Origin of the sequence: Stenotrophomonas sp. yr243 (genome assembly GCF_900184195.1) — a bacterium.
Taxonomy (GTDB): Bacteria; Pseudomonadota; Gammaproteobacteria; order Xanthomonadales; family Xanthomonadaceae; genus Stenotrophomonas; species Stenotrophomonas lactitubi.
On record NZ_FXWT01000001.1, the window covers coordinates 958,573 to 984,512 of the forward strand.

At 66.6% G+C, this 25,940-nt stretch carries 25 protein-coding genes; 9 read left to right on the forward strand and 16 right to left on the reverse strand.

Annotation, left to right across the window (positions count from 1 at the left end; genetic code table 11):
- The first annotated feature begins 34 nt into the window (after positions 1-34).
- The 4 genes from QOL57_RS04560 to QOL57_RS04575 are packed head-to-tail and all read left to right on the forward strand — an operon-like array spanning position 35 to position 4,716.
- On the forward strand, positions 35-1,411 hold the full coding sequence (locus tag QOL57_RS04560; RefSeq protein ID WP_176429869.1) for a TolC family protein: 1,377 nt from the start codon (positions 35-37) through the stop codon (positions 1,409-1,411).
- Entirely contained in the window at positions 1,404-2,417 is a 1,014-nt protein-coding gene (locus tag QOL57_RS04565) for an efflux RND transporter periplasmic adaptor subunit (protein WP_089239677.1), read from the forward strand. The genes QOL57_RS04560 and QOL57_RS04565 overlap by 8 nt, the downstream gene beginning before the upstream one ends.
- Entirely contained in the window at positions 2,402-3,589 is a 1,188-nt protein-coding gene (locus tag QOL57_RS04570; RefSeq protein ID WP_089239675.1) for an ABC transporter permease, read from the forward strand. Before QOL57_RS04565 ends, QOL57_RS04570 begins: the two co-directional genes overlap by 16 nt.
- Positions 3,586-4,716, forward strand: a complete 1,131-nt coding sequence (locus QOL57_RS04575) for an ABC transporter permease (protein WP_089239673.1) — start codon at positions 3,586-3,588, stop codon at positions 4,714-4,716. The genes QOL57_RS04570 and QOL57_RS04575 overlap by 4 nt, the downstream gene beginning before the upstream one ends.
- 16 nt (positions 4,717-4,732) lie before the next feature.
- Here QOL57_RS04575 and QOL57_RS04580 read toward each other — a convergent pair whose 3' ends face one another.
- From QOL57_RS04580 to QOL57_RS04590, 3 genes are all read right to left on the reverse strand, one after another.
- On the reverse strand, positions 4,733-6,049 hold the full coding sequence (locus tag QOL57_RS04580) for a hypothetical protein (protein WP_176429868.1): 1,317 nt from the start codon (positions 6,047-6,049) through the stop codon (positions 4,733-4,735).
- Positions 6,050-6,237: 188 nt separating this feature from the next.
- Complete coding sequence (locus tag QOL57_RS04585) at positions 6,238-6,606, reverse strand: glycine zipper 2TM domain-containing protein (RefSeq protein WP_025873797.1); 369 nt, start codon at positions 6,604-6,606, stop codon at positions 6,238-6,240.
- Between the two features lie 154 nt (positions 6,607-6,760).
- Positions 6,761-8,983, reverse strand: a complete 2,223-nt coding sequence (locus tag QOL57_RS04590) for a methyl-accepting chemotaxis protein (protein WP_089239671.1) — start codon at positions 8,981-8,983, stop codon at positions 6,761-6,763.
- Between the two features lie 214 nt (positions 8,984-9,197).
- Between QOL57_RS04590 and QOL57_RS04595 the strand changes: the two genes are divergently transcribed.
- Positions 9,198-9,590, forward strand: coding sequence for a barstar family protein (locus QOL57_RS04595; RefSeq protein ID WP_089239669.1), 393 nt, complete (start codon positions 9,198-9,200; stop codon positions 9,588-9,590).
- A 54-nt stretch (positions 9,591-9,644) separates the two neighbouring features.
- Here QOL57_RS04595 and QOL57_RS04600 read toward each other — a convergent pair whose 3' ends face one another.
- Positions 9,645-10,103 carry a hypothetical protein gene (locus tag QOL57_RS04600; protein ID WP_089239667.1) on the reverse strand — a complete coding sequence of 153 codons (459 nt, stop codon included), beginning with the start codon at positions 10,101-10,103 and terminating at the stop codon, positions 9,645-9,647.
- Positions 10,104-10,298: 195 nt separating this feature from the next.
- On the opposite strand from QOL57_RS04600, the gene mutS reads away from it, so the two are divergent.
- The 3 genes from mutS to katG all read left to right on the forward strand — a co-directional run bounded on the left by mutS (position 10,299) and on the right by katG (position 16,022).
- Positions 10,299-12,890: a DNA mismatch repair protein MutS gene (gene mutS, locus QOL57_RS04605; RefSeq protein ID WP_089239666.1), complete on the forward strand. Its 2,592-nt coding sequence runs from the start codon at positions 10,299-10,301 to the stop codon at positions 12,888-12,890.
- Between the two features lie 129 nt (positions 12,891-13,019).
- Positions 13,020-13,637 (forward strand): DUF937 domain-containing protein, encoded by a 618-nt coding sequence (locus QOL57_RS04610; protein ID WP_089239664.1) that lies wholly within the window; start codon positions 13,020-13,022, stop codon positions 13,635-13,637.
- A gap of 144 nt (positions 13,638-13,781) precedes the next feature.
- The gene (gene katG / locus QOL57_RS04615) at positions 13,782-16,022 is read left to right on the forward strand and encodes a catalase/peroxidase HPI (protein ID WP_089239662.1); all 2,241 of its coding nucleotides are present in this window, start codon (positions 13,782-13,784) and stop codon (positions 16,020-16,022) included.
- 581 nt (positions 16,023-16,603) lie between these two features.
- Here the strand turns inward: katG and QOL57_RS04620 are convergent.
- The 3 genes from QOL57_RS04620 to QOL57_RS04630 all read right to left on the reverse strand — a co-directional run bounded on the left by QOL57_RS04620 (position 16,604) and on the right by QOL57_RS04630 (position 18,750).
- On the reverse strand, positions 16,604-17,797 hold the full coding sequence (locus QOL57_RS04620; protein WP_244900766.1) for a cellulase family glycosylhydrolase: 1,194 nt from the start codon (positions 17,795-17,797) through the stop codon (positions 16,604-16,606).
- Positions 17,798-18,093: 296 nt separating this feature from the next.
- Positions 18,094-18,501, reverse strand: coding sequence for an RNA-binding S4 domain-containing protein (locus QOL57_RS04625; protein WP_089239660.1), 408 nt, complete (start codon positions 18,499-18,501; stop codon positions 18,094-18,096).
- Between the two features lie 9 nt (positions 18,502-18,510).
- Positions 18,511-18,750, reverse strand: a complete 240-nt coding sequence (locus QOL57_RS04630) for a hypothetical protein (RefSeq protein WP_089239658.1) — start codon at positions 18,748-18,750, stop codon at positions 18,511-18,513.
- 62 nt (positions 18,751-18,812) lie between these two features.
- Here QOL57_RS04630 and QOL57_RS04635 point away from each other — a divergent pair, with 62 nt between their 5' ends.
- The gene (locus tag QOL57_RS04635) at positions 18,813-20,285 is read left to right on the forward strand and encodes an MATE family efflux transporter (RefSeq protein WP_089239656.1); all 1,473 of its coding nucleotides are present in this window, start codon (positions 18,813-18,815) and stop codon (positions 20,283-20,285) included.
- Between the two features lie 81 nt (positions 20,286-20,366).
- Here the strand turns inward: QOL57_RS04635 and QOL57_RS04640 are convergent, their stop codons facing one another.
- The 9 genes from QOL57_RS04640 to QOL57_RS04680 all read right to left on the reverse strand — a co-directional run bounded on the left by QOL57_RS04640 (position 20,367) and on the right by QOL57_RS04680 (position 25,917).
- Positions 20,367-20,771 (reverse strand): DUF1801 domain-containing protein, encoded by a 405-nt coding sequence (locus tag QOL57_RS04640; RefSeq protein ID WP_089239654.1) that lies wholly within the window; start codon positions 20,769-20,771, stop codon positions 20,367-20,369.
- Between the two features lie 34 nt (positions 20,772-20,805).
- On the reverse strand, positions 20,806-21,240 hold the full coding sequence (locus QOL57_RS04645) for a DUF1801 domain-containing protein (protein ID WP_089239652.1): 435 nt from the start codon (positions 21,238-21,240) through the stop codon (positions 20,806-20,808).
- Between the two features lie 76 nt (positions 21,241-21,316).
- Entirely contained in the window at positions 21,317-21,691 is a 375-nt protein-coding gene (locus QOL57_RS04650) for a DUF6404 family protein (RefSeq protein WP_089239650.1), read from the reverse strand.
- 81 nt (positions 21,692-21,772) lie between these two features.
- Positions 21,773-22,174 (reverse strand): 50S ribosomal protein L19, encoded by a 402-nt coding sequence (gene rplS / locus QOL57_RS04655; RefSeq protein WP_089239648.1) that lies wholly within the window; start codon positions 22,172-22,174, stop codon positions 21,773-21,775.
- Positions 22,175-22,326: 152 nt separating this feature from the next.
- Positions 22,327-23,085 (reverse strand): tRNA (guanosine(37)-N1)-methyltransferase TrmD, encoded by a 759-nt coding sequence (trmD, locus tag QOL57_RS04660; protein ID WP_089239646.1) that lies wholly within the window; start codon positions 23,083-23,085, stop codon positions 22,327-22,329.
- Between the two features lie 8 nt (positions 23,086-23,093).
- Positions 23,094-23,606, reverse strand: coding sequence for a ribosome maturation factor RimM (gene rimM, locus QOL57_RS04665; RefSeq protein WP_089239644.1), 513 nt, complete (start codon positions 23,604-23,606; stop codon positions 23,094-23,096).
- 45 nt (positions 23,607-23,651) lie between these two features.
- Complete coding sequence (gene rpsP, locus QOL57_RS04670; RefSeq protein WP_025873821.1) at positions 23,652-23,912, reverse strand: 30S ribosomal protein S16; 261 nt, start codon at positions 23,910-23,912, stop codon at positions 23,652-23,654.
- Positions 23,913-24,061: 149 nt separating this feature from the next.
- Positions 24,062-24,844 (reverse strand): aminotransferase class IV family protein, encoded by a 783-nt coding sequence (locus QOL57_RS04675; RefSeq protein ID WP_089239642.1) that lies wholly within the window; start codon positions 24,842-24,844, stop codon positions 24,062-24,064.
- The gene (locus QOL57_RS04680) at positions 24,841-25,917 is read right to left on the reverse strand and encodes a nitronate monooxygenase (protein ID WP_089239640.1); all 1,077 of its coding nucleotides are present in this window, start codon (positions 25,915-25,917) and stop codon (positions 24,841-24,843) included. The genes QOL57_RS04675 and QOL57_RS04680 overlap by 4 nt, the downstream gene beginning before the upstream one ends.
- Between the last annotated feature and the right edge of the window lie 23 nt (positions 25,918-25,940).

Here is a 25,940-nt window from a genome sequence, read left to right on the forward strand (position 1 = left end):
GAACGGCATGCGCCTGAGCTGCCCACGGACAAGGATGCACCGCGCGCTCGGCGCTGCCGGCCTGGCCTTGCTGGCAAGCCTGCCGCTGGCCGCGGCGGCACAGACCAGCGCGCCTCCCGCACTGGAATGGGAACAGGCGCGGCAGCGGCTGGAGCAGGTCTCCGACGCACTGGCCGCTGCGGATGCCGGCGTGCGCAACAAGGAAGAACTGCAGGAAGCCACCCGCCTGCTGCGCCTGCCGGAGATCACCGGCGAAGTGCGCCGGCTGCAGTTCCAGAAGACCCTGACCCTGCCGCTGGGCTCACTGGCACCGGTGGCCGAGGCCTATGGCATCGACTCGCCGCTGTCGTTCACCGAACGTGACTGGCGCACGCGTCCGGTCGTCACCGCCGTGCTGCCGCTGTACACCGGCGGCCTGATTCCCGCCGCGCAGCGTGCTGCCAGCGCGGCCAGCGAACAGGCCAGCGCCGAGCGCGAAGCGCAGCGACAGTCACTGACCGTGCAACTGGCCCAGGCATATTTCGGCCAGCGCCTGGCCGAGCAGGCCGTAGTCGTGCGCCGCGATGTGCGCGATGGCCTCAATCGCCACCTGTCCGATGCCGAAAAGCTGGAACGCGAAGGCTTCGCCACCCGAGCGCAGCGCCTGCAGGCCACCGTCGCCCGCGACAAGGCCGAGCGCGAGTACCAGAAGACCCTCAATGATCTGGCCACGCTGAAGGCTGCGCTGGCCACCCTGCTGCGCAGTGGCGGTGATGTGCAGCCGTTGTCGCCGCTGTTCGTGCAGCGTACCCCGCTGGAACCGGTCACCAGCTTCGAGCGCACCGCACAGGCACGGCAGCCGCAGATCGCGCGCCTGCGGGCAATCGTCGCGCAGGCCGAACAGGGCGTGCGCGTGCAGCAGGCCAAGCTCAAGCCGACGATATTCCTGTTCGGCCAGTACGACTTCCGGCGCCGCGACGAAATGCTGACCGATCCGGACTGGGCGTTCGGCATCGGCCTGAAGTACACCTTCCTGTCGCCGAACTCGCGACCGGCACAGATCAGCGCCGCACGCGCGCAGCAGGAGCAGGCCGAGGCAGGCCTGCGCGAGGCCGAGAACCAGGTCGCACTGGGTGTGCGCAAGGCCTGGAACGAGCTGGAAACCGCGCGCCAGCAGTTCGTGCTGCTGGACAGCAGCATCGCCCAGGCCGACGAGAACCTGCGCCTGCAGGAGCTGGCCTTCCGCGAAGGCCAGGCCACCTCACTGGACGTGATCGATGCGCGGCTCGGCCTCGGCGGCGCCCGCGTCGAACGTGCGCAGGCGGCCTACCAATACGATATCGCCTTGGCCCAGTTGCTTGAGGTGAGTGGACAGATGGACCGCTTCGAAGACTATCGGCGGCGTGCAGACGAGGTGATCGATCATGAGTGATGTGTTGCACGACGAAGCAACGATGCCCCCGGGCAAGCGCCGGCTGGGGCCGATTCTGCTGGTGGTGCTGCTGGTGGCGGTGGTGCTGGGCCTGTGGCTGGCCTGGCGCAGCCCCGCCGACCAGATCCAGGGCATGGCCGACGCCGACACCCTCAACGTGTCGGCCAAGATCACGGCGCGCGTGGCCGAACTGAAGGTGCGCGAGGGCGATCGCGTGCAGGCTGGGCAGGTGCTGTTCCTGCTCGACAGCCCCGAAGTCGCAGCCAAGGAACAGCAGGCGCACGGCGCGCTGGCCGCGGCGCAGGCGGTGGCCGACAAAGCCAACGACGGCGCACGCAGCGAAGACATCCGCGCGGCCGAAGCCAACTGGAAGCGCGCCGAAGCCGGTGCCACCCTCGCCGAAGCCACCTACCGGCGCGTGCAGAACCTGTTCAACGAAGGGGTGATGACCCGGCAGAAGCGCGACGAAGCCGCTGCCCAGGCCACCAGCTCACGCGAACTGGCCCGTGCCGCCCGCGCCCAGTACGACATGGCGTTGACCGGTGCGCGCGAGCAGGACAAGCGTGCCGCACAGGGCCAGGTGCAGCAGGCGCAGGGCGCGGTGGCGGAAGTCAACGCCGCGCGCGTTGAAGTGGAAGGTCGCGCACCGGTGGCCGGTGAAATCAACAAGCGCATGGCCGACCCGGGCGAACTGGTACCGGCCGGCTACCCGGTGTTCACCCTGGTCGATATCGACCGCATGTGGGTGTCGATGAACCTGCGCGAATCGCAGATGCAGGGCCTGAAGGTCGGCAGCAAGCTGCGTGGCAGCGTGCCGGCGCTCGGCAAGGACGACGAGTTCGAGGTCTATTTCATCAATCCCGCGGGCGACTACGCTACCTGGCGTACGACCCGTCAGTCATCGGGCTATGACGTGCGCAGCTTCGAAGTGCGGGTGCGCCCGGTACGCCGCATCGAGGGCTTCCGCCCCGGCATGAGCGTGCTGTTCGCATGGCCGCAGCACTGAATACCGACCGCGGCGGCTTCGGCGGCTCATGGCAGCGCGAACTGCGCCGGTTGCGCAGCAACCGTGCAGACCTTGCGCTGGTCACCGTGCTGCCACTGTTGATGCTGGTGGTGATGGCCTGGATGTTCTCCGCATCGGTGATGCGCGATGTGCCGATTGCCGTGGTCGACCTGGACCACAGCAGCGACAGCCGCCTGCTGCTGCGCATGCTGGATGCCAGCCCCGGTGTGCGCATCGCCAGCCAACCGGCAGGCATGGAGGAGGCACGTGGGCAGCTGCGCCGGCTGGAAGTGTTCGCGGTGGTGCTGGTGCCGCGCGATGTGACCCGCCAGGCGTTGCGCGGCCAGCAAGGCACGGTGTTTTCCTATTACAACGCCACCTACATGACCACCGGCCAGTCCGCCGCGCGGGATATCGGCGACGCGGTATCGGCGTGGAACGCGCGCCTGCTGCGCGAACGCATCGGCCTGCAGGTCGGGCCGGGCAAGCTGCGTGCCGCGCCCATCGCGGTGCAATCGGACATCCTGTTCAATCCGGCGCGCAGCTACGAGCTGTTCCTGCTGCCGCTGATCTTCCCGGCGGTACTGTCGCTGGTACTGGCGCTGGCGGTGGCCGGCAGCCTCGGACGCGAAATCCGCGACGGCACCCTGCCCGCCTGGTTGGGCCAGACGCCGTGGTCGGCCATTGCCGGCAAGGTGCTGCCCTACGTCCTGCTGTTCTCGTTGTACGGCGCGCTGGGCGCGGCCTACCTGGCCTGGCTGCGCGGCGACGGCATCGCCGGCAGTGTGGTTCTGCTGCTGTTCGCACAGCCACTGTTCTACCTGGCCACCGCGGCCTATGCCCTGTTCTTCGTCGGCGTCACCCGCGACATGGGCACGGCCCTGTCCGCCGTGGGCCTGAGCATCGGCACCGCGCTGGCCTTTTCCAGCGCCACGTTCCCGGTGATCGACGCGCCGTTGTTCACCCGCGTCTGGCACCTGCTGCTGCCGCTCAGCGCCTACATCAAGCTGCAGACCCAGCAGCAGTTCATCGGCTCGCCGTTGGTGGTGTCGCTGTGGCCGCTGGCCACGCTGCTGCTGATGATCGCGGTTGCTGGCGGCATCGGCGGCTGGCGCCTGCTGGTGTTCGCGCGCACGCCGCAGGCCGCGCAACCCGCCGGGGCTGGCGCATGAGCAGGATCTGGCACAGCCTGCGGCAGACCCTGCTTGCCGTGCTCTGCGACCGCTATGCGATCGTGGTGATGGTCGGCGCGGTGATCCTCTACTCGTTCTTCTACCCCGCCGCTTATCGCCACCAGGTTGCCGGCAACCTGCCCGTGCTGGTGGTCGATGAAGACCACAGCGCGACCAGCCGCGAACTGCTGCGCAAGCTCGATTCGCTGCGCGTAGCCCATGTGGTCGGGCAACCGGCCGACCTGCAGGAAGCGCGTGCACAGCTGGAGGCCGGCCATGCCGAAGGCATCGTGCTGATCCCGACCAACCTGGAACGCGACATCCTGCGGGGTCATCCGGCCAAACTCGTACTGCTCGGCAATGGCGCCTATCTCGGCCGCGCCAGCTGGGTGCTGGGCAGCGTGGCGGATGCATTGGGCGCGTTCGGCCGCGAAGCCGCCGTCACCCAGGCCGCGTTCATGGGCGCGCCACAGGCGCCACCGGTTACCCTCGTGCAGCGGCCGTTGTTCAACACGCAGGAAGGCTATGGCAGCGCGATCGTTCCCGGCGTGGCCGAACTGATCGTGCACCAGACGCTGCTGATGGGCATCGGCGTCCTGCTCGGCGGTCGCCGCCTGGTGCTGGGCCGGCGCCTGCGCTTCGACCTTCCCACCCTGACCGGCATGGCGCTCGGCTTCGGCCTGATCGGGCTGTTCGGGCTGTTCTGGTACGCCGGCTTCACCGCCTGGGTTCAGGACTATCCGCGTGGCGGCAACCCGCTCGGGCAACTACTGGGTGGTACGCTGTTCATCGCTGCCACGGTAGCGTTCGGCCTGTTCGTCGGCAGCTTCTTCCGCACCCGCGAACGCGCCTTCCAGTACATCATCGCCACCTCGATCCCGCTGTTCTTCCTGGCCAGCCTGTCCTGGCCAGCGGTGATGACCCCGCGACCGCTGGTGTGGCTGGCGCAGCTGTTACCGACCACCTCCGGCATCAACCTGATGGTGCGCCTGAACCAGATGGACGCCAGCCTGGCCGAGGTCAGCCACGAGCTGATCACCCTGACCGCCCTGCTGGTGCTGTACAGCGCCCTCGCCCTCTGGCGCCTGCACAGCAAAAAGGGGACGGAGGGGAAGAAAGCGAGTTGATCTCCTCCGTCCCCTTTTACGGCTCTGGTGCGTACCAGAACGGGATGCTGTATTCGCGGCGGCGACTGGGGCCACGTTCGCCGCCGTCGGCGTTCCAGACCAGTCGCAGGTCATGCCGGCCCGGCTTCAGATCCGCCATCGGCAAGTAGCCCACCAGCCCGCGCATGTCCAGGTCGCGACGCTCCATCGGCACGAACTCATGCAGGTCGACCTTGCCGCCATCGAGCTGCACCGTCCACAGCAGTGCCATGCAGTTCACCGCTGCTGTCGCCGCCTGTGCACCTTGCGCTTCGTTGCGGGCACCACCCGCACAACGCTGCCGTGCCACCGGATTGTCACGCTGCGGACGGTGCGGAATGAACAGGCGCAACCGCGATGCACTGATGGTATCGGCCGGAATCATCGGATAAGGCAGCAGCTGGTCGTGCGCCGAGCGCAGCGATTCGTAGTGCGCGCCCAGCATGCCGTGGTCCACCGCTTCTTCGGTCAGCACGCTGTAGCGGTTGAACAGCGAGAACTTCATCGAGCCGTACACCTGCAGGGCGGCGAGCACCATCGCCAGCATCACCGCCGACAGGTAGATCACGGTGAACGAGCGACCGCGCAGGTTGCTCTGCAGGGTCCACTGCATGGTCTGCAGCAGGCGCAGCATCGGTACCCGCTGCAGGCCAGCCAGCACCGACTGCAGCCGCTTCTCCTGCCGTGCGGTGTCCAGCCCCCGCGCTTGGCGCCGGGCGATCGACTTCTCCAGCAGCATCGGCACCATCGCCAGACCGAGCAGGCCAACCATCAGCACCGCGACAATTCCCAGCGTGATGCGATCAACATCGCCGAAGGCGGCACCGATGGCCATCGCCACACCGAGCGAGACAATCGCCACCACCAGGGTGCCGGCCAGGGTCTGCACGCACAGCAGCGTGGTCGAGAACAGCATGGTGGCAAGCCGGTCCGCGCGTTCGATGGTGCCGTCGAGCCCACCGTCGCGTTGCTGCAGGAACGCGCGTGAGAACGGCCCCAGCAGCGTCAGCCGATCCCAGTCGATGCCGTTGGGGAAGTGCGATTTCAGGCCGATCAGGCCGATCCAGTAGCCGCGCACCGCCAAGTGGATGATCAAGGCCACCGCCAGCACGTAGCACATGCCGACGCCGATGCTGAAGGCGAACCACAGCGCCTGGAAATAGACCCCTTCGGTATGCAGGCTGCTGCGCGCCCACGCATCGAACAGGTAGCCCGGCACGGCCAGCAGTGCGAAGGCGAGCAGGCCGGAAATGAACAGCTCCAGCTCGTCGGTGCGGTCGCGCACGCGGGAGTAGCTGGCTGTCGTGCGAGGCATTGCATCAGCAACAACGGACGGCTCCCGACCGTCTACAGCACCCGACTCGTTCACTGGCGATTCATCCCTGGAGGTCGGCGCAGTATAGGCATGCGCCCTGCTTCACGGAACGGGACCGGAAACGAAGAACGCCGGCACAGGGCCGGCGTTCGGGTACAGCGGTGTGGAAGGGGTTATCGCATGGGGGATCAGCGGTAGACGCGCTCACAACGACGCTCGACCACGCGATCACCAGTCTTCTGCTGATGGTTGCCCTGGATCTGCCGGCCGGCTGCGCCGCCCGCCACGGCACCGGCAACCGTTGCCAGCTTCTTGCCGTTGCCGCCGCCTACCTGGTTGCCCAGTAAACCACCAACCACGGCGCCGGTGGCGGTACCGGTGATGCGATTGGGATCGCGGGTATTGCGCTGCACTTCCACGTTCTTGCAGACCACGCGGCTGCCATCGTTGAACTTGCGGCCTTCATCACGCGGGCCGTAATTCTGTGCGCCAGCAACGGACGAGGCTGCCAGCAGGGTGCCCAGCACCATCAATCGGGTCGAGGTCTTCATGGCCATCTCCTGTGCTCCGGTATGGCGCAAGTGTCTGCCTGCGGGTGGCAACTGCAGGTGAAATCCAGGTGTCCGGAGGCTGAGCGGCCATCATTGGTTCAGGAAACAAAAATGCGCCCATCGCGACCAGCATCGCGATGGGCGCCGTCTCCCACCCGGCTTAGAACTCTTCCCACCCACCCGTGTTGGCGGCGAGCGAGGGCGCGATGCGCGGCGCCACGCCGGTCACGCGACGCACCGGCGGCACGCTTGCAGCGACCGCTGCCAACATCGGTCGGACCGCTGCCGCCGCCACCGAAGCCCCGGTGCGGAACACCGATACCGCTTCGGCCAGCAGGTTGGCCTGCTCCTCCATCGACCGCGCGGCCGCGGTGGCCTCTTCCACCAGCGCAGCATTCTGCTGGGTGGTTTCGTCCATTTGCATCACGGTCTGGTTGACCTGCTCGATACCGGAACTCTGCTCCTGCGACGCGGCGGAAATCTCGGCCATGATGTCGGTCACCCGCTGCACCGAGGCGACGATCTCGCCCATCGTGGTGCCGGCCTGACGCACCAGCGCCGAGCCGTCGGATACCTTGCCCACCGACTCTTCGATCAGGCCCTTGATCTCCTTGGCGGCGCCAGCCGAGCGCTGCGCCAGCGTGCGCACCTCACTAGCCACCACGGCGAAGCCCCTGCCCTGCTCGCCCGCGCGCGCCGCTTCCACCGCGGCGTTGAGCGCCAGGATGTTGGTCTGGAAGGCGATGCCATCAATCACACTGATGATCTCGGCGATCTTCTTCGACGACGCTTCGATGGCGCTCATGGTGGTCACCACCTGACCGACCACCTCGCCGCCCTGCGAGGCCACCCCATGTGCACCGATCGCCAACTGATTGGCCTGGCGCGCGTGTTCGGCGTTCTGCTTCACCGTGGAGGTCAGTTCCTCCATCGACGCTGCCGTCTCTTCCAGGTTGGCCGCCTGCTGCTCGGTACGCCGCGACAGATCGGTATTGCCCGAGGCGATTTCCCCCGCTGCCAGATTGATGCTGGATGCACTGGTCTGGATGCGGCCGACGATCTGGGTCAGCTGTTCGACGGTGGCATTGCAGTCGTCGCGCATGCGCGCGAACACACCGTGGAAATCGCCCTGCATGCGTACGGTCAAATCGCCGCGCGAGATCGCCTGCAGCAGGCTCGACACCTGCACCAGATTCTCATCGGTGGTCTGCATCAACCGGTTCAACCCGGTCACCATCTCGCCGAAATCGTGCTCGAAGCGCGTTTCGTCGCCACGCAGGCTGAAGTCACCGGCTGCAGCGGCCGTCGCCAGGCGGCGAATCTCGCCGTTGATGGCCGACAGACTGGACTTGGTCTCGTCCATGGCCTGGGTGATCGCCGCCTTCTCGCCCGGAAGTCGATCCATGTCCACCGACAGGTCGCCACGTGCGTAGTGCTTCATCACCTCGATCAGGCGGTTCTGTGCCTGCACGTGCGAACCCACCAGCGCGTTGGTGTCATGCACCATCCGCCCGTAATCGCCGGGGAAGGTACTTTCGTCCATGCGGTAGCTCAGGCTGCCGTCATCATGCTGCCGCGCCATCTCGCCCTGCGCCGCCATCACCGCCTGCAACTGCCCCTGCATGCGCTGCATGGATTTCAGCAACTGGGTTACCTCGTCATTGCCCGAGGCATCGATGACATTGTCCAGGCGGCCGTTGGCGATGCCATCGGCCAGCTTCACCGCGCCCGCCAGGGGCCGGGTCAGGCTGCGGGTGATCGCCCACGCAGCCAGTGCACCGAGAATCAGGCTGAGCACACCGAAGGCGATGGACAGGGTTCCCGTCCACGCTTCCGTGGCTCGGTACTCCTCACGGCTGCGTTCGGTCAGGGCTTCCTGGTGCCGCAGCAGGCTGGAGATCGCTCCATTCCAAGCCGTGGCCAGACCGTGCTCGGCCAGCAATTCGGTGGCCGCACCGTCGTAGTCGCCCGCCTTCATCCGCTCGTGCAATTGTCGGGTGGAGGCGTCGGTGGCCTTGCGCGCCGCCGCGATCTGCGCCACCAGCCCATCGCCAGTGGCATCGCGGGGAATCGTGACGTACTTGTCCCAGATGCCGTCGTAGGTGCGGCTCAGTTCCTGCGCCCGCTGGTAATCCTTGTCGAACTCCTCGCCACGCTTGATCACCATCAGGCGACGATGCATCAGCACCGCGTTGTTGGTATCGAGCATGTCGTTCAACAACCGCATCTTGACCATGTTCACGCCCACCACTTTCTCGAACTGGGCGGACTTCAGATGGTTTCCGTACAACACCAGGCCGACGATGGCCAGGATGAACAGCAACAGCAGACCGAAGCCGGCGGAAAGCCGGGATCCCACACGGAGGTTGCGTAAGGCGAGCATCTCAATTCCCTTGATCGTGGCCCTATATTGGTGACGGCACGACCTTGGGAAACTTTAAGCACATTTATTGAAACAACGCTGCATTAACATAAATGCGTTCAAGCAGAGCCCCTTCCTTATTCCTTTCCCATTTTCCGATGAAGGTAGGATGGGAACGTATCACGCAGATAAACAAGACGCGCGCTCTCTGGCAGCGCAGCGCTATAGTCTGCAGATGACCGTATTCCTGCAGATAAACGGTACCGCCATCGTTGATATCCCCAGTTTCTACGCGGAAATCAACCGGGTATTCATGGCTGGCGAAAATTGGCAGCTCGGGCCCAGCCTCGATGCATTGGACGATTTGCTGTACGGCGGTTATGGCGCACTGGCCGGGCACAAAACGGCCACGGTGGTCTGGCGCGATATCGACTGCAGCCGCGATGCACTGGGAATGGCGGCCACGCGTGCGTGGCTGCAAGACAAGCTACGGCAACCGGGCACGTTCAATGCCGAAGCCATCGGCCGCCAGCTGGACGCCCTGCAGCGCGGCGATGGGCAGACCTACTTCCAGATCGTGATGGACATCTTCGCCGGCCACCCGGACGTTGCGCTGGTGGGCGACTGAAGTGGCGGCGCGCCCTCCGGTGTGGTGTCACGCCTGCGGAACACGCCAACCGTTTCAGCGCGACCGGTTGTGGAAGTAACGCTCTGCCGGATCGCGGTACAGCAGGAATGCGACATACAGGGAAACGCAGAAGATTGCCCCCACGGTCAGAAATTCGAAGGGGCCTGCCATCTTCATGTCGACCAACCGCAACACGATCGTCTCCACGAACATCACCACAAACAACGGCCGAACCCAGGCCCAACGCGCGAAGATGCCCACTCCGATGACGATGCCTGCCAACGCGTTGAGCACACCGGCAGTGACCAGCACCGCATACGGCAGCGAGTGATAGAGGCTCATCCGGGCCAGCAGCTGATACTCGGGCACACCCGGGCCATAGACCTTGAGCATGCCGTATAGGGCGAAGGCGCCCCCCACCAGCTGGTACAGCGCGACGAGATAGAGCGAAGGCGGCGCTTCAACGGCTGCCTTGGCTTGCTGGGCTTCCTGGGATTCAGATTGTTGCGTCATCGCTCATTCCTTGGTTGATGTGCTGCCAGCTTGGCCGCAGTCCAGAGCCTACACCCCCGCCTAAGGGCGTTACAGCCGCCCTGCCCGCCCTTCCAGCAACAGGCACCCTGCTCTACCCGTTACCATGGACGGCCCTGTACCTGCTCCGCCCCGCTGCCCTCCGGCGCGACCGGACGCCCCTGATCCACGAGTCCCATGTCCAAAGACAAGTCCGCCGAACACACCCCGCTGATGAAGCAGTTCTTCGCAGCCAAGTCCGACTATCCGGACCTGCTGCTGTTCTTCCGCATGGGCGACTTCTACGAGCTGTTCTACGACGACGCGCGCAAGGCCGCGCGCCTGCTCGACATCACCCTGACCCAGCGCGGCAGCTCCGGTGGTGCACCGATTCCGATGGCCGGTGTGCCGGTGCACGCCTACGAGGGCTACCTGGCACGGCTGGTGGCGCTGGGCGAATCGGTGGCGATCTGCGAACAGATCGGCGACCCGGCACTGGCCAAGGGTCTGGTCGAACGCAAGGTGGTGCGCATCGTCACCCCGGGCACCGTTACCGACGAGGCGCTGTTGGACGAGCGTCGCGACACCCTGCTGATGGCCCTGTCGCGCAACAAGAGCGGCTATGGGCTGGCCTGGGCCGACCTGGCCGGCGGCCGCTTCCTGGTCAACGAAGTCGACACCGATGACGCACTGGAAGCCGAGCTGGCCCGTCTTGAACCGGCCGAACTGCTGGTGCCGGATGAAGAGAACTGGCCCGACTTCCTGCGCCAGCGCAGCGGCGTGCGCCGCCGCGCGCCGTGGCTGTTCGACGCCGACAGTGGTCGCCGCCAGCTGCTGAACTTCTTCAAGCTGCACGACCTGAGCGGCTTCGGCATCGACGACAAGCCTCGCGCCACGGCGGCTGCCGGCGCCCTGCTCGGTTATGTCGAGGAAACCCAGAAGCAGCGCCTGCCGCACCTGACCTCCATCTCGATGGAGACCGCCAGCGAAGCGATTGCGATGAACGCGGCAACGCGTCGCCATCTGGAGCTGGACACCCGCGTCGACGGCGATACCCGCAATACCCTGCTCGGCGTGCTCGACAGCACGGTGACGCCGATGGGTGGCCGCCTGCTGCGCCGCTGGCTGCATCGGCCGCTGCGCCTGCGCGAGGTGCTGGTGCAGCGCCACCACGCGGTGGAAACACTGATCGACCGCGGTGCGGAAGCGGATATCCGCGAGCAGTTCCGCCGCCTCGGCGACCTCGAACGCATCCTCACCCGCGTCGCCCTGCGTTCGGCGCGGCCGCGCGACTTCTCGACCCTGCGCGATGGCCTCGGCCTGCTGCCGGCCGTACGCGAGGTGCTGGCACCGCTGGATTCACCGCGACTGCAGACCCTGCACGCGGCGCTCGGCGAGCACGACGAGTGCGCGCACCTGCTGGCCAGCGCCATTGCCGAAATGCCACCGCTCAAGCTCAGCGATGGTGGCGTGCTGGCCGATGGCTTCGACGCCGAGCTGGATGAACTGCGGCGCCTGTCGACCCACGCCGACCAGTTCCTGGTCGACCTGGAACAGCGCGAGCGCGAAAGCAGCGGCATCGCCACCCTGAAGGTCGGCTACAACCGTGTGCACGGCTACTACATCGAAATCAGCAAGGGCCAGTCCGAGCGCGCGCCGGTGCACTACACCCGCCGGCAGACACTGACCAACGCCGAGCGCTACATCACCGAAGAACTGAAGGCATTCGAGGACAAGGTGCTGTCTGCCCGCGACCGTTCGCTGTCGCGCGAGAAGTATCTGTACGAGCAGCTGCTGGACACGCTGGGCACCCAGCTGGAGCCGCTCAAGCAGTGCGCCGCCGCGCTCAGCGAACTGGATGTGCTGGCCGCCTTCGCCGAGCGTGCGCAGGCGCTGGACTGGGCGCGTCCGGAACTGCAGGCCGAGCCGTGCCTGAAGATCGAACGCGGCCGCCATCCGGTGGTGGAAGCAGTGCGTGACCAGCCGTTCGAGCCCAACGATCTGGACCTGCACCCGGACCGTCGCATGCTGGTCATCACCGGCCCGAACATGGGCGGTAAATCGACCTACATGCGGCAGAACGCGCTGATCGTGCTGCTGGCCCACATCGGCAGCTTCGTGCCGGCCAGCCGCGCGTTGATCGGCCCGATCGACCGCATCCTGACCCGCATCGGCGCAGGCGACGACCTTGCCCGCGGGCAGTCGACCTTCATGGTCGAGATGGCTGAAACCAGCTACATCCTGCATCACGCCACCGAGCATTCGCTGGTACTGATGGATGAGATCGGCCGCGGCACCTCGACTTACGATGGCCTGGCGCTGGCCGACGCGGTGGCGCGCCACCTCGCCTACGAGAACCGCTGCTACACGCTGTTTGCCACCCATTACTTCGAACTGACCGCGCTGGCCGACGAGCAGCACGAGGGCGGCCGCAGCGGCATCGCCAACGTGCATCTGGATGCCGTCGAGCACGGCGAAGCGCTGGTGTTCATGCATGCGGTGAAGGACGGCCCGGCCAACCGCAGCTTCGGCCTGCAGGTGGCCGCGCTGGCCGGCCTGCCGCGTGCCACCGTGGCACAGGCGCGTCGACGCCTGGCTGAGCTGGAGCAGCGCGGCGGCGAAAGCCATGCCGCCGAACTCGCCCCGCAGGCGCTGGATGCACCGCAGCAGTTCGGACTGTTCGCCGCCCCGCCGAACAAGGCGCAGGAGGCGCTGGCCGCGATCGACCCGGACGAGCTGACCCCGAAGCAGGCACTGGAAGCGCTGTACCGGCTGAAGGCGCTGTTGTAATCCCGGCCGCCGGGCATGGCCCGGCGCTTCCGTTGTAGAGCCGAGCCCACGCTCGGCTGCCCTTCGCACTTCCGTCGTGTACACGGCGTTATGCTCGGGCGGTTCGTCCTTCACAGACCGGAGACCGCCATGAACACCGAATCCCTCGCTGCATCCCTCTTCCAGCAGCTGCAGCAGGGCCAGGGCCTGCAGCAGGTGTCGCAGCAGCTCGGCCTGGACAGCAGCCAGGCCACCCAGGCCGTCGGCAGCGCCCTGCCCCTGCTGCTCGGCGCGATGGGCCAGAACGCCAGTGAGCCGCAGGGTGCGCAGTCCCTGCTCAATGCCCTGCAGCGCGACCACCTCGGTTCGGCCGGCGGCGGCGGTGGCGGTTTCGATCTCGGCAGCATCCTCGGCGCGGTGATGGGCGGCGGCGGCGGCAACGCCACCAACGGTGCCGGCATCCTCGGCCACGTATTCGGTGGGCAGACCTCGCAGGCAGCCGAAGCGCTGGGCCAGAAGACCGGCCTGGACAGCGGCAAGTCCAGTCAGCTGCTGGCGATCCTCGCCCCCATCGTCATGTCGTTCCTGGCCCAGCGGTTTGCCCAGAGCGGCAACGCCGGCCAGCTCAGCCAGGCCCTGGGCCAGGAAGCACAGCAGTCCGGCGGCGGCATCGGCAGCCTGCTCGGCGGTGCGCTCGACCAGGACGGCGATGGCCAGTTCGGCGCCAGCGATCTGCTCAAGCTCGGCGCGGGCCTGCTCAAGCGCTGATCGCGCACAACGATCCAAGCGCTGCCGATCATAGGCAGCCACTATCGCAGCGGTTGAATCAATCGAATTTACCCATCGTTAGGCGATGCCTATGGTGGGTAAGCGATCTGATTCCCTCATTCGCCAGTCCACAGGTAGAGACCCATGAAAAGCGAAGCGAAGTGCCCGTTCAACCATGCCGTCGTCGGTGATGCGACGACCAACCGCGACTGGTGGCCGAACCAGCTGCGCGTGGACCTGCTCAACCAGCACTCCACGCGCTCCAACCCCCTCGATGCGGGCTTCGACTACGCCACGGCCTTCAACGGGCTGGACTACAGCGCCCTGAAGGCCGACCTGAAGGCGTTGATGACCGACTCGCAGGACTGGTGGCCGGCCGACTTCGGTCACTACGGCGGCCTGTTCATCCGCATGGCGTGGCACAGCGCCGGTACCTACCGCATCGACGATGGCCGTGGCGGCGGTGGTCGCGGCCAGCAGCGCTTCGCGCCGCTCAACAGCTGGCCGGACAACGTCAGCCTGGACAAGGCGCGACGCCTGCTGTGGCCGATCAAGCAGAAGTATGGCCAGGCCATTTCCTGGGCCGACCTGCTGATCCTGACCGGTAACGTCGCACTGGAATCGATGGGCTTCAAGACGCTCGGCTTTGCCGGCGGCCGTCCCGATACCTGGGAGCCGGACCAGGACGTGTACTGGGGCCGCGAGACCACGTGGCTCGGCGGCGATGTGCGTTACAAGCACGGCTCGGAGGGCGTGGAAGAGAACCACGGCGTGCTGGTGTCCGATGACGACGCTGATGGCGGCGTGCATTCGCGCAAACTGGAAAACCCGCTGGCCGCCGTGCAGATGGGCCTGATCTACGTGAACCCGGAAGGCCCGGACGGCAATCCCGATCCGGTGCTGGCCGCGCATGACATCCGTGACACCTTCGGCCGCATGGCGATGGACGATGAAGAAACCGTCGCCCTGATCGCCGGTGGTCACAGCTTCGGCAAGACCCACGGTGCCGGCCCGGCCGACAACGTCGGCAAGGAACCAGAAGCAGCGGGCCTGGAGAGCCAGGGCCTGGGCTGGGCCAACAGCTTCGGCAGCGGCAAGGGTGCCGACACCATCACCAGCGGCCTGGAAGTGACCTGGACCCGCACCCCCGCGCAATGGAGCCACGACTTCTTCGAGATCCTGTTCGGCCACGAATGGGAACTGGGCAAGAGCCCGGCCGGTGCCCACCAGTGGGTCGCCAAGAATGCGGATGCGGTGATTCCCGATGCGCACGATCCGTCGAAGAAGCACCGCCCGACGATGCTGACCACCGACCTGTCGCTGCGCATGGACCCGGCCTACGAAAAGATCTCGCGGAAGTTCCTTGCGGATCCGCAGGCCTTCGCCGATGCGTTCGCCCGTGCCTGGTTCAAGCTGACCCATCGCGACATGGGTCCGCGTGCGCGCTATCTCGGCCCGGAAATCCCGGCCGAGGAATTCATCTGGCAGGACCCGGTGCCGGAAGCGAAGCACCCGCTGATCGACGCCAAGGACATCGCCGCGCTGAAGCAGAAGATCGCGGCGACCGGGCTGAGCGTGGCGGAGCTGGTGTCCACGGCGTGGGCCTCGGCCTCGACCTTCCGCGGCTCGGACAAGCGCGGTGGTGCCAACGGCGCGCGCGTGCGCCTGACACCGCAGAAGGACTGGGCGGTAAACCAGCCGCAGCAGTTGGCCAAGGTGTTGGCCGCGCTGGAAAAGGTCCAGGCCGAGTTCAACGGCGCGGGCAGCAAGCAGGTGTCGCTGGCCGACCTGATCGTGCTGGCCGGTGGCGTCGGCATCGAGCAGGCGGCAAAGGCCGGCGGCCACGACCTGAGCGTACCGTTCACCCCGGGCCGCACCGATGCCAGCCAGGAGCAGACCGACGTCGAATCGTTCGCGGTGCTGGAACCGGCTGCCGATGGTTTCCGCAACTACCTCAAGGGCGCTTACAGCGTGCCGGGTGAGGCGTTGTTGATCGACAAGGCGCAGCTGCTGACCCTGACCGCACCGGAAATGACCGCGCTGGTCGGTGGCCTGCGCGTGCTCGGCGCCAACGTCGATGGCGGTAAGCACGGCGTGTTCACCAATCGACCCGGCACGTTGAGCAACGACTTCTTCGTCAACCTGCTGGACATGGGCACGACCTGGAAGGCGACCGGCCGCGAAAGCTATGAAGGCCGTGGCCGCAACGATGGCGGCGCGCGCTGGACCGGCACCCGTGCCGACCTGGTGTTCGGTTCCAACGCCGTGCTGCGCGCATTGGCCGAGGTATATGCCAGTGCCGACGGCGAGAAGAAGTTCGTGCAGGATTTCATCGCCGCCTGGACGCGAGTGATGGAACTGGACCGCTACGACCTGCACGGCTGACATGCTCTGGTAGGTGCCAACCTTGGTTGGCACGCGGCAAAACGCCCACCAAGGTGGGCGACTACCAAAGCGTTCGCACCCTGCCCTGGTAGATGCCAACCTTGGTTGGCACACGGCACAACGCCCACCAAGGTGGGCGACTACCAAAGCGTTCGCACCCTGCCCTGGTAGATGCCAACCTTGGTTGGCACACGGCACAACGCCCACCAAGGTGGGCGACTACCAAAGCGTTCGCACCCTGCCCTGGTAGATGCCAACCTTGGTTGGCACACAGCACAACGCCCACCAAGGTGGGCGACTACCAGAGCGTTCGCACCATGCCCTGGTAGGTGCCAACCTTGGTTGGCACACAACACAACGCCCACCAAGGTGGGCGACTACCAGAGCGTTCGCACCATGCTCTGGTAGGTGCGAACCTTGGTTGGCACACGGCACAACGCCCACCAAGGTGGGCGACTACCAAAGCGTTCGCACCCTGCTCTGGTAGATGCCAACCTTGGTTGGCACACGGCGCAACGCCCACCAAGGTGGGCGACTACCGATGCACTCGCCGGGCGTGGCCCGGCGCTACCGCGGAGGCGTCAGCGCGCTCCGGCCTTCAGCCGCTGCAGGATCGGTGCGAACAGCGGCGCCTGCATCGAACGCGGTGGCTGCACGGCTTCACCCTTCTCGACAGCCTGCCAGTACGATCCTGGCAGCGGCTTGTCGCCCAGTTCGTAGTCCATGCCGTCCCAGCCGTCTTCGCGGAATGCGTAGAACGCCCAGTGCACCTTCTGCTGCTCGGCCACGTCCAGCACGTCGCGCAGGTAGCGGCCGCAGTCCGGCCAACGACGCATGCAGCCGAACTCACCGATCACCATGCGGTTGGCGCCGATGCCATGGGTCTTCGCCCAGTCCATCGGCTGCTGCAGGTAGCTGCGCACGCGCACGGCGTCCCAGCGCTCGCTGCGGTCGCCAAACGGCACTTCGGCGGGATAGCGGTATGGTGTGCTGCGTTTCTGGTTCGGCGCGCTGGTGGCGGCATACGGCTCGTACATGTGCACGCTGTACAGCAGCTTCGTGTCCTGCAGCGGCGCAGGCCAGTAATCGAACGCATCGGCCGCCGCGTACCAGCCGGCGTCGAGCATCAACGGCATGTCTGCATCGACCGCGCGCACACTGGCCACCAGTTCGTTGTACAGCTGGCGCAGATCGCGCGGTCCACCCTGCACGCCCGCATACCACTTCAGCATGTCCTCGCGGGAGGCGTGTTCGGCCAGCGTGGTGCCGTATTCCGGTGCCGGCTCGTTGATCAGGTTGTAGCCGGCCAACGCCGGGTTCCCTTTCAGCGCGGTCGCCAGATCACGCCAGAAGCGCTGCGCAGGTGCGTGGTTGTCGAAGGACTGCCACAGGCGCTGGTCGACCACGTCGCCGTTCTTCTGTTTCCAGCGCAGCAGCGGCAGTGAGAGCGGCACCAGCACGACCTTCAGGCCCACGGCATTGGCGTCATCCAGCGCGCGACGCAACGTGGTCACGTCAGCCTGGACCAGACCCTGGTAGTGGTCGGCATCGCCCATCAGGAAATCGCGGCCGCCGGCACTGCGCCACTTGTCCGGGGTCAGTCGTACCCAGGTGGCGCCGGTGTCACGCAGGGCCTGGAAGTAGGCGCGGTCGGGCGGCGCTTCGTTGAAGCTGTTGCCACCGCGCTGCGGCGTGTCCCAGAAGGTGATGTCGGCGGCGAACACCGGGACGGCGGCGGACAGGGCCAGGCACAGCAGGCTGCGGCGCAGGAACATGGCGGGCTTCCATGAAGAGGACCGTCCAACGTGCGGGGCGCAAGCCGAACGGTGGCTGAGCGCAGGCGGCACAGCGCCCACCAAGGTGGGCGACTACCAAAGCGTGGGCCGGCCCCACGACACGGTAGGTGGCTACCTTGGTCGGCACACGGCACAGCGCCCACCAAGGTGGGCGACTACCAAAGCATGGGCCGGACCCACGACACGGTAGGTGCCGACCTTGGTCGGCACAGGGCACGGCGCCCACCAAGGTGGGCGACTACCGGAGCGCTTGCCGGTTCACTCCGGCCATTGCGTCACAGCGCATCGAGATCACCCAGGGCGCGGATCAACCGGCGTGCGCGCTTGTCCGGCTTGTGCTCCGGTGCCTGGTAACCATCACGCGCGGCAATGCGCAGCGCACGCAGTTCGGCACGACGCGCTTTGGATGCTTCGCTCTCGGCATACAGCTGCTGCGCCACCGGCGCCGGACCGCGCTGGTCACTCAGGCCCAGCACCTGGATCTCGAAGTGTTCTTCACCGCGGTCAACCAGCAACTGCTCTCCCACACGCACCGCGCGCGAGGATTTCGGGCGCTGCCCGGCCACGGATACCTTGCCGGTCTCGATAGCCTGTTTTGCCAGACTGCGGGTCTTGAAGAAGCGGGCCGCCCACAGCCAGATGTCCAGACGGACGCTGGGCGCCAACGGGGAAAGCTCGGACATCGGTAGGAACTACTCCGTTCGCTTGTTCAGGGGGCGCGGATTGTCGGGGTCGGTGCGGCAGCCGCTGCCCCCGATCAATGCCGGCGTTCCGGCCGCCAGATCCTGGCGCTGGCTGCCGACCAGGCACTCGGGGCGGTCGGTCGGCCGCACCTGGGTATCACCCAGCCGGTCACCTGACGAACATGCGGCCAGTGCCGCTGCGATCAAGGCCACCGCGATCATCCGCATCGCCCGCTGTCGTTGATGCATTGCCACATCCTGCAAACCGGCTTGATGCTAGTGTGCGCCTCCCGGGAATCGATCACCACTCCATGGCCAAAGCGCCGCTTGACCTGACCTCCGGCCCGATCGGCCGCAACCTGCTGCTGTTCGCGCTGCCGATCCTGGCAGGCAACATCGCGCAGTCGCTGAACGGCTCGGTGAATGCGGTATGGGTGGGGCGCTTCCTTGGCGAAGCGGCACTGACCGCGACTGCGAACGCCAACAACATCATGTTCTTCCTGATCGGTTCGGTGTTCGGCTTCGGCATGGCCTCGACCATCCTGATCGGCCAGGCCATCGGCGCGCGCGACATCGCCCAGGCACGGCGCGTGGTCGGCACCAGTGCCACGTTCTTCATCGGCCTGTCGGTGATCATCGCCATCGCCGGCTGGTTCCTGGCCCACCCGCTGCTGGCGGCGATGGGCACGCCGGCCGCCTCGCTGCCCTTGGCCGAGGCCTACCTGCGCATCATCTTCCTGGCGATGCCGACGCTGTACGCCTTCGCCTTCCTCAGTGCGGCGCTGCGTGGTGCCGGCGATTCGCGCACGCCGTTCCGCTTCCTGCTGGTCTCGGTGGTGCTGGACATCGCCCTGAACCCGGTGCTGATCTTCGGCATGGGGCCGTTCCCGGAACTGGGCATCGCCGGCTCGGCCTGGGCCACGCTGGTGTCGCAGACGCTGTCGCTGGCCGGCCTGCTGCTGTACATGCGGCACAAACGGCACACGCTGTGGCTGGGCCGCGCCGACATGCACCTGTTCAAGCTGGACATGACCATCCTGCGTGCGCTGGTGGTCAAGGGCGTGCCGATGGGCCTGCAGATGGTGCTGATCTCGCTGTCGGTGATCATGCTGATGACGATGGTCAACCAGTACGGCACCGACACCGGCGCGGCCTACGGTGCGTCACTGCAGCTATGGAACTACGTGCAGATGCCGGCGATGGCGATCGGTGCGGCGTGTTCGTCGATGGCCGCGCAGAATGTCGGCGCGCAGCGCTGGGACCGCGTGCGCGGTACTGCACGCCAGGGCATCCTGTTCAACTTCCTGCTGACCGGCGCGTTGATCCTGCCGCTGGTACTGCTGGACCAGTATTCGCTGGCCTTGTTCCTGCCGCAGGGCAGCGAGTCGCTGCAGATCGCGCGGCACCTGAACCACATCGTGATCGGTTCGTTCCTGTTCTTCGGCGTCAGCTTCGTGATCTCCGGCGTGGTGCGGTCCACCGGCGCGGTGCTGCCACCGCTGCTGATCCTGGCGGCGTCGCTGTGGGGCGTGCGCGTGCCGTTCGCCGAATTCCTGCAGCCGTACTGGGGGGCGGACGCGATCTGGTGGAGCTTCCCGGCCGGTTCGCTGGTATCGATGCTGCTGTCGCTGGCGTATTACCGCTGGGGTGGCTGGCGCAAGGCGAGGATGATCAGCAAGCCGGTGCACGCGGAGGAACTGGCCACGCCATCGGAGATTCCCGCCTGCCCGCCGTCGCCGGTGGCTGATCCGGATGCGGCGCTGGAAACCACCCCACCGCGTTGAACATGCACGGGTAGTGCCGGCCGCTGGCCGGCAACCCGTGCACTTCGCAAGCATCCTGCAGTTGCCGGCCAGCGGCCGGCACTACCGTTTCTTCTTTTCCGCGTTGCGCTTGGCGGCGGCGCGCAGCAGCGCTTTCAGTGCCGCGGCATTCGGCATTTCGCCTTCGTGGATGTCGATCGCGCGGCGCGTGCCGCCTTCCAGGCTGGCATTGAACAGGCCCTTCGGATCCGGCAACGCGGCGCCGTGGGCGAAGGTCAGCTTCACCGCCTGCTTGTAGGTTTCGCCGGTGCACAGGATGCCGTTGTGTTCCCACACCGGAGTGCCGCGCCACTTCCAGGTTTCCTCCACGTCCGGCAGCGCCTCGTGGATCAGCGCGCGCACGCGGGCGAGGATGTCGCCGCGCCAATCACCGAGCTCGGCAATACGAGCATCGATCAGGGCGGCAGCAGGGAGTGCGGCGGCGGGATCGGTCTTCTGCGTGGCCATCTCGTGGTCTCGTATGGGGAAAGATCCTGGGGAACTACATGCGTTCGCCGGGCAGCTCGCTGGCCTGCCGCACCCAGTCGAGGAACCGCGCCTCGTCCAGCACCCCATCCTCAAGGATGTGCAGATAGCGTGTGTCGGCGCTCTTGGATGGTTCAGGCGGAACAGGCCGCAACAGCGCACCGCGGAAGAACGCGACCTTGATGTAGCGGGTGAAGCAATGGAAGCTGAGGAACCAGCCCTCACCGGCAGCAACACCGTACATCGGCGAGTTCCATTTCACCGCCTTGTGCACGCCGGGCACGGCCTGTTCGATCAGTGCGTCCAGACGTGCTCCAACGGCCCGTTTCCAGTCCGGCATGGCGGCGATATAGGCCTGCACGGGTGCATCGCCCTCACCCTTGGCGATCTGCGGATTACCGCCGGACAGCAGCTTGGGCGAAGCACTGTTGGCAGGTTGCTTGGCGGGCATCGCAGGGGCCATGGGGGACTAAGGCCCGAGCCTACGCCCCGGCCCGGCAGCGGTCACGGCGCACTGCGCCATCCCCTCAGAGGCTGCGGCGGAACTGCTGCCAGGTGGGCAGCTTGCGGGCGCCGCGCAGGAACCACATCAGGGTGGCCATCACCAGACCGAACATCGCGCCGGCTGCCACCCCGGCAAGCAACAGCAGCTCCAGCGCCGGAGCCCTGCCCTGCCACAGCAGCAGCCACATCAGCACCGTCCAGAACACACCGAACAGCAGGCCCTGCAGCAGCGTATTGGTCAGGAAACCAGCCAGTATCGGCGGCGGCAGCGCGATACCCAACCGCCAAAGCATGCGATGCAGCAACGGGGCCGCTTCCCGCCGCGGTACGCCGGAACCGTCCAGGAAGCGCAGTGCCACCTGGATGTCCGCCGGGTATCGATGATCGGTCTCATCCATCCACTGAAACTAACGAGGCGACACTACAAACGCAAACGGCCGCCCGAAGGCGGCCGTCGCGGCAACAACCGAAGTTGTTTATCAGCCCTTGGTTGCCAGACGGGCAGCCTTGGCGGCAGCAGCAGCAGCCAGATCTTCCTTGATGCGGGCAGCCTTGCCTTCCAGGCCACGCAGGTAGTACAGCTTACCTGCGCGGACCTTACCACGACGCTTCACTTCGACCGAGTCGATGATGGCGCTGTGGGTCTGGAACACGCGCTCAACGCCGTAGCCGTGCGAGATCTTGCGCACGGTGAACGAGGAGTTCAGGCCGCCGTTCTTGGTCGCGATGACAACGCCTTCATAGGCCTGCACGCGCTCGCGGGCACCTTCCTTCACCTTCACGTTGACGACAACGGTGTCGCCCTGGCTGAACTGCGGCAGTTCACGGGTGATCTGGGCGGATTCGAATTCCGCGACGATGGACTTGTTCAGCTTGCTCATGGGTTACACCGATTCATTGTTCGGGTGGGCGTGTCATTCGACAGCGTAGGCTCATGCAGTCACCGGACTGTGCTGCACGTTTGTTTTGGGTACTGCGCGCCGGCCGAGGCTGGCGGTAATTGACCATCATAGCCGATAAAGCGGGGCTGGCGCTAGGCCCTGCCCTTTTCTGCCGGGGCTTGGCGGGCTTGTGCCAGCAGCTTGCGGTCGGCCTTGCCCAGCGCCTGTTCATCCAGCAGGTCCGGGCGCCGCTGCGCGGTACGGATCAACGACTGCTGCCGGCGCCAAGCGGCGATGGCGGCATGGTTGCCCGAGCGCAGCACGTCCGGCACGTCACCCAGCGGATGCTGGGCCGGCTGGCTGAAATGCGGGCAGTCGAGCAGGCCGAGGTCGCCCTCGAAACTGTCCTGAGCGGCCGATTCGGCGTCATTCAAGGCGCCTTCCTGCAGCCGGGCCACCGCGTCGATGATGACCGCAGCCCCCAGCTCGCCGCCGGACAACACGTAGTCGCCGAGGGAAATCTCCTCATCGACATTGGCGGCCAGGAACCGCTCGTCGATGCCTTCATAGCGGCCGCAGAGCAGGACCATGCGCGGCAATGCCGCCAGTTCCCGCACCTTGGCCTGGGTCAGTGGTGCGCCCTGCGGGCTGAGATAGATCACCCGCGCAGGCGTCGGATCGTCCTCGCGGATCGCCTGCAGGCAGGCCTGCAGCGGTTCGATCAGCATCACCATGCCCGGGCCACCGCCGAACGGACGATCGTCCACCCGGCGGTAGTTGCCCTCGGCGTAGTCACGGGGATTCCAGCCATGCAGGCTGAACAATCCCTTTTCCTGCGCACGGCCGACCACGCCCAGCCCAGCGGACTGGGCCAGGAAATCGGGGAACAGGGTGATGACGTCGAAACGCATGCTCACACTCAGAACTCGGGGTCCCAGTCGACCACGACCAGATTGGCCTCGAAGTCGACGGATTTGACGAACTCCGGCACGACGAACGGAATCATCCGCTCGCGGTCACCGCGTACGACCACCACATCGTTGGCGCCGGTACTGAACAGGTGCGAGACCTGGCCGAGGGCCACGCCTTCGACGGTCTTCACATCCAGGCCTTCCAGGTCGACCCAGTAATACTCGTCGGCACTCGGCGGCGGCAGCGCACTGCGAGCCACGAAGACCTCGGTGCCATGCATCGCCTCGACCGTGTCGCGGTCCTCGATACCCGGGAAACGGGCCACCAGGTGCTTGCCGGTATCCCGGCCACGGGCGCCTTCAAGCGTCGATTCCTGCCCGTTGGGGCTGCGCAGGATCCACGGTTGGTAACGGAAAATAGCGGAACGCGGCTCGGTCCAGGACTCGAGCTTTATTTCGCCGCGCACACCAAAAGCGCCGACAACCCTGCCAAGCAGGATGCGGCGCTCGTTATCTTTCATCTGCGTTCAATCAGATGGGCCGCACCAGGGCGCGGCCCGTCAGGCTCAGGCCGCAGCGGCCTGGGACTTGCTCGCTTCCTTGATCAGGTTGCGAACTTTCTCGGTCGGCTGGGCGCCGTTCTTGACCCAATGGTCAACGCGGGCCAGGTCCAGCTCGATGCGCTTCTCGCCACCCTGTGCAACCGGGTTGTAGAAACCAACGCGCTCGATGTTGCGGCCGTCGCGGGCGCTGCGGACGTCGGTGACGATGATGTGGTAGAACGGACGCTTCTTGGCGCCGCCGCGGGTCAGTCGAATCTTGACCATGGTGGTTTTTTCCTATTGCCCAGTCGCCAGGATGGCGCGGTAAGCGGGCGATTATAGCGGCAGAGTCCGGCCGAGCCAACCCCGGGCGCCTACCCCGGGGTCAGATCCCTTTTGCTGAGCAAAAGGGATCTGACCCCAGCGACTTCCGTTCAGGAAAGCGCCTGCCACGGCACCCGGTCCAGCACCGCCCTGCCCTGTTCGGCCAGCGCCTGCGAATCCCGCAACCTCTGACCGTCGATGGCATCCAGCGCCCACAGCCCGCTGGCGTTGCAGGCGACGGCGGCCTGCATGCCGGCCAGCTCATTCAGTTGCAGCGCGCGGATCTGCTGTGAACCCACCCAGCCCGCCTGCAGCAGCGCTTCAGCGGTTCCCCGCAGCGCAGGCGCCTGCGGCCAGACCAGCTGTTCGCCGTCATGCACGGCCAGGTTCCAGGTCGTGCCCTCGCTGATCTGCCCATCGGCAGTCACCAGCAGCGCATCGTCGAAACCCGCTGCCAGCGCGGCACGGCGCTGGGCGAACAGGCCGAACGTGCCGACGTGCTTGATCTGTGGCAGCTCGCGCTGCCATGTCACGCTGCGCACGCGCTTCGGCGCGGTCAGCGCGACCGGCGCGGAGACGGCAACCAGTACATCCACCGGCACGCTGGCCAGCGGATCGCGGAAATCGAAACGGCGCGAGAACACCGTGACCCGCATCGATGCGTCGACCTGGCCGGCCTGCTGCAGCGCCTGCGCCATCCACGCCTGCACCTGCTCGATATCGAGCCGGCTGCCGAACAACGCCTGCGTTGCATGGGCCAGCCGCTGCAGATGCAGATCGAGCCCCTGCACCGCGCGGCCGCGCACCTGCAGCGAGGTGAAGTGGCCATAGTTGGTCAGCGCCGGCAGCAGGTCTTCGGCCCGCGCCGCTGCGCCGTTGCAGGTCACCGTCATCGCAGCAGTGCCTGCGCCTGTTCCCACATGCCATGCAGCACGTCGGCGGCCGGCGCGGCCGGTGCCATCCACGCCGACTGCCCGGCCCAGGCCTGCATCGCGGCAAGCCGGTTTTCCTGCGTGGCCTGCTTGCGCATCGGCCCGGTCAGTCCGCGCTGCACCGGATACGGGCGCGGCGTCGGTGCGCCCTCGGCGGCAGCCGCACGCACGTAGGCGGTCGCCAGGCCACGGCCCAGGCGCCCACTGAACGCGCGGGTCGGCCAAGTGTCTTCGGGTTCGCTGCGGGCCAGCGCGTCGGCCCATGCCGGCGCGACCGCCGCTTCGGGTGTGCGCAGGAAGGCCGTGCCGATCTGCACCGCGCTGGCCCCGAGCATCAAGGCAGCAGCAATGCCGCGACCGTCGCCGATTCCACCCGCAGCGATCACTGGAATCTTCAGGTTGTCCGCCAGCCGCGGCAGCAGCGCAAACAGGCCGACCAGCTGCTGTTCGGCGCGTATCGGATCGAAGGCGCCGCGATGGCCGCCGGCTTCGGCGCCCTGCGCGACCACCGCGTCAGCACCCGCATCCTGTGCAGCGCGCGCTTCGGCCAGCGTCGTGGCGCAGGCGATCCAGGCGATGCCGGCATCCTTCAACTGCTGCACATGACGCGGCGACAGCACGCCCATGATGGTCGACGCCACCGCCGGCCGTGCCGCCAGCAGCGCACTGAACTGCTCCTCGAAATCGGCAGGCGTGGCATCCGCTGCGCTGGCCGCAACCTCCGGCCCCCACTGGCCCAGGAATGCACGCGTGGCGGCCTCGGCGGCCACATCGCGCACCGGCGCGGGATCGGGCAACCACAGGTTCACCTGCGCCGGCCCGCTGGACGCGGCCCGGAAGTCCTGCATCCAGCTACCAATATCAGCCGCGGGCGACAACACCGCGCCCATCGCGCCCATGCTGCCAGCGTTGGCCAGCGTGGCGGAAAGCGGAACCGGACAGGCGCCGGCCATCGGTGCCAGCAGGATCGGCAGCTGCAATGAAAAACGCCGACAGAAATCGTCGGCGCGTTCGAGAATCGGCGAAAGGCTCACGCGACGCACCTGTGGGAGGAGTC

Bases quoted from the DNA above. Each gene is read 5' to 3' on its own strand.
- QOL57_RS04560 (WP_176429869.1), top strand. From the start codon at position 35: ATGCACCGCGCGCTCGGCGCTGCCGGCCTGGCCTTGCTGGCAAGCCTG.
- QOL57_RS04565 (WP_089239677.1), top strand. From the start codon at position 1,404: ATGAGTGATGTGTTGCACGACGAAGCAACGATGCCCCCGGGCAAGCGC.
- QOL57_RS04570 (WP_089239675.1), top strand. From the start codon at position 2,402: ATGGCCGCAGCACTGAATACCGACCGCGGCGGCTTCGGCGGCTCATGG.
- QOL57_RS04575 (WP_089239673.1), top strand. From the start codon at position 3,586: ATGAGCAGGATCTGGCACAGCCTGCGGCAGACCCTGCTTGCCGTGCTC.
- QOL57_RS04580 (WP_176429868.1), bottom strand. From the start codon at position 6,049: ATGCCTCGCACGACAGCCAGCTACTCCCGCGTGCGCGACCGCACCGAC.
- QOL57_RS04585 (WP_025873797.1), bottom strand. From the start codon at position 6,606: ATGGCCATGAAGACCTCGACCCGATTGATGGTGCTGGGCACCCTGCTG.
- QOL57_RS04590 (WP_089239671.1), bottom strand. From the start codon at position 8,983: ATGCTCGCCTTACGCAACCTCCGTGTGGGATCCCGGCTTTCCGCCGGC.
- QOL57_RS04595 (WP_089239669.1), top strand. From the start codon at position 9,198: ATGACCGTATTCCTGCAGATAAACGGTACCGCCATCGTTGATATCCCC.
- QOL57_RS04600 (WP_089239667.1), bottom strand. From the start codon at position 10,103: ATGACGCAACAATCTGAATCCCAGGAAGCCCAGCAAGCCAAGGCAGCC.
- mutS (WP_089239666.1), top strand. From the start codon at position 10,299: ATGTCCAAAGACAAGTCCGCCGAACACACCCCGCTGATGAAGCAGTTC.
- QOL57_RS04610 (WP_089239664.1), top strand. From the start codon at position 13,020: ATGAACACCGAATCCCTCGCTGCATCCCTCTTCCAGCAGCTGCAGCAG.
- katG (WP_089239662.1), top strand. From the start codon at position 13,782: ATGAAAAGCGAAGCGAAGTGCCCGTTCAACCATGCCGTCGTCGGTGAT.
- QOL57_RS04620 (WP_244900766.1), bottom strand. From the start codon at position 17,797: ATGTTCCTGCGCCGCAGCCTGCTGTGCCTGGCCCTGTCCGCCGCCGTC.
- QOL57_RS04625 (WP_089239660.1), bottom strand. From the start codon at position 18,501: ATGTCCGAGCTTTCCCCGTTGGCGCCCAGCGTCCGTCTGGACATCTGG.
- QOL57_RS04630 (WP_089239658.1), bottom strand. From the start codon at position 18,750: ATGCATCAACGACAGCGGGCGATGCGGATGATCGCGGTGGCCTTGATC.
- QOL57_RS04635 (WP_089239656.1), top strand. From the start codon at position 18,813: ATGGCCAAAGCGCCGCTTGACCTGACCTCCGGCCCGATCGGCCGCAAC.
- QOL57_RS04640 (WP_089239654.1), bottom strand. From the start codon at position 20,771: ATGGCCACGCAGAAGACCGATCCCGCCGCCGCACTCCCTGCTGCCGCC.
- QOL57_RS04645 (WP_089239652.1), bottom strand. From the start codon at position 21,240: ATGCCCGCCAAGCAACCTGCCAACAGTGCTTCGCCCAAGCTGCTGTCC.
- QOL57_RS04650 (WP_089239650.1), bottom strand. From the start codon at position 21,691: ATGGATGAGACCGATCATCGATACCCGGCGGACATCCAGGTGGCACTG.
- rplS (WP_089239648.1), bottom strand. From the start codon at position 22,174: ATGAGCAAGCTGAACAAGTCCATCGTCGCGGAATTCGAATCCGCCCAG.
- trmD (WP_089239646.1), bottom strand. From the start codon at position 23,085: ATGCGTTTCGACGTCATCACCCTGTTCCCCGATTTCCTGGCCCAGTCC.
- rimM (WP_089239644.1), bottom strand. From the start codon at position 23,606: ATGAAAGATAACGAGCGCCGCATCCTGCTTGGCAGGGTTGTCGGCGCT.
- rpsP (WP_025873821.1), bottom strand. From the start codon at position 23,912: ATGGTCAAGATTCGACTGACCCGCGGCGGCGCCAAGAAGCGTCCGTTC.
- QOL57_RS04675 (WP_089239642.1), bottom strand. From the start codon at position 24,844: ATGACGGTGACCTGCAACGGCGCAGCGGCGCGGGCCGAAGACCTGCTG.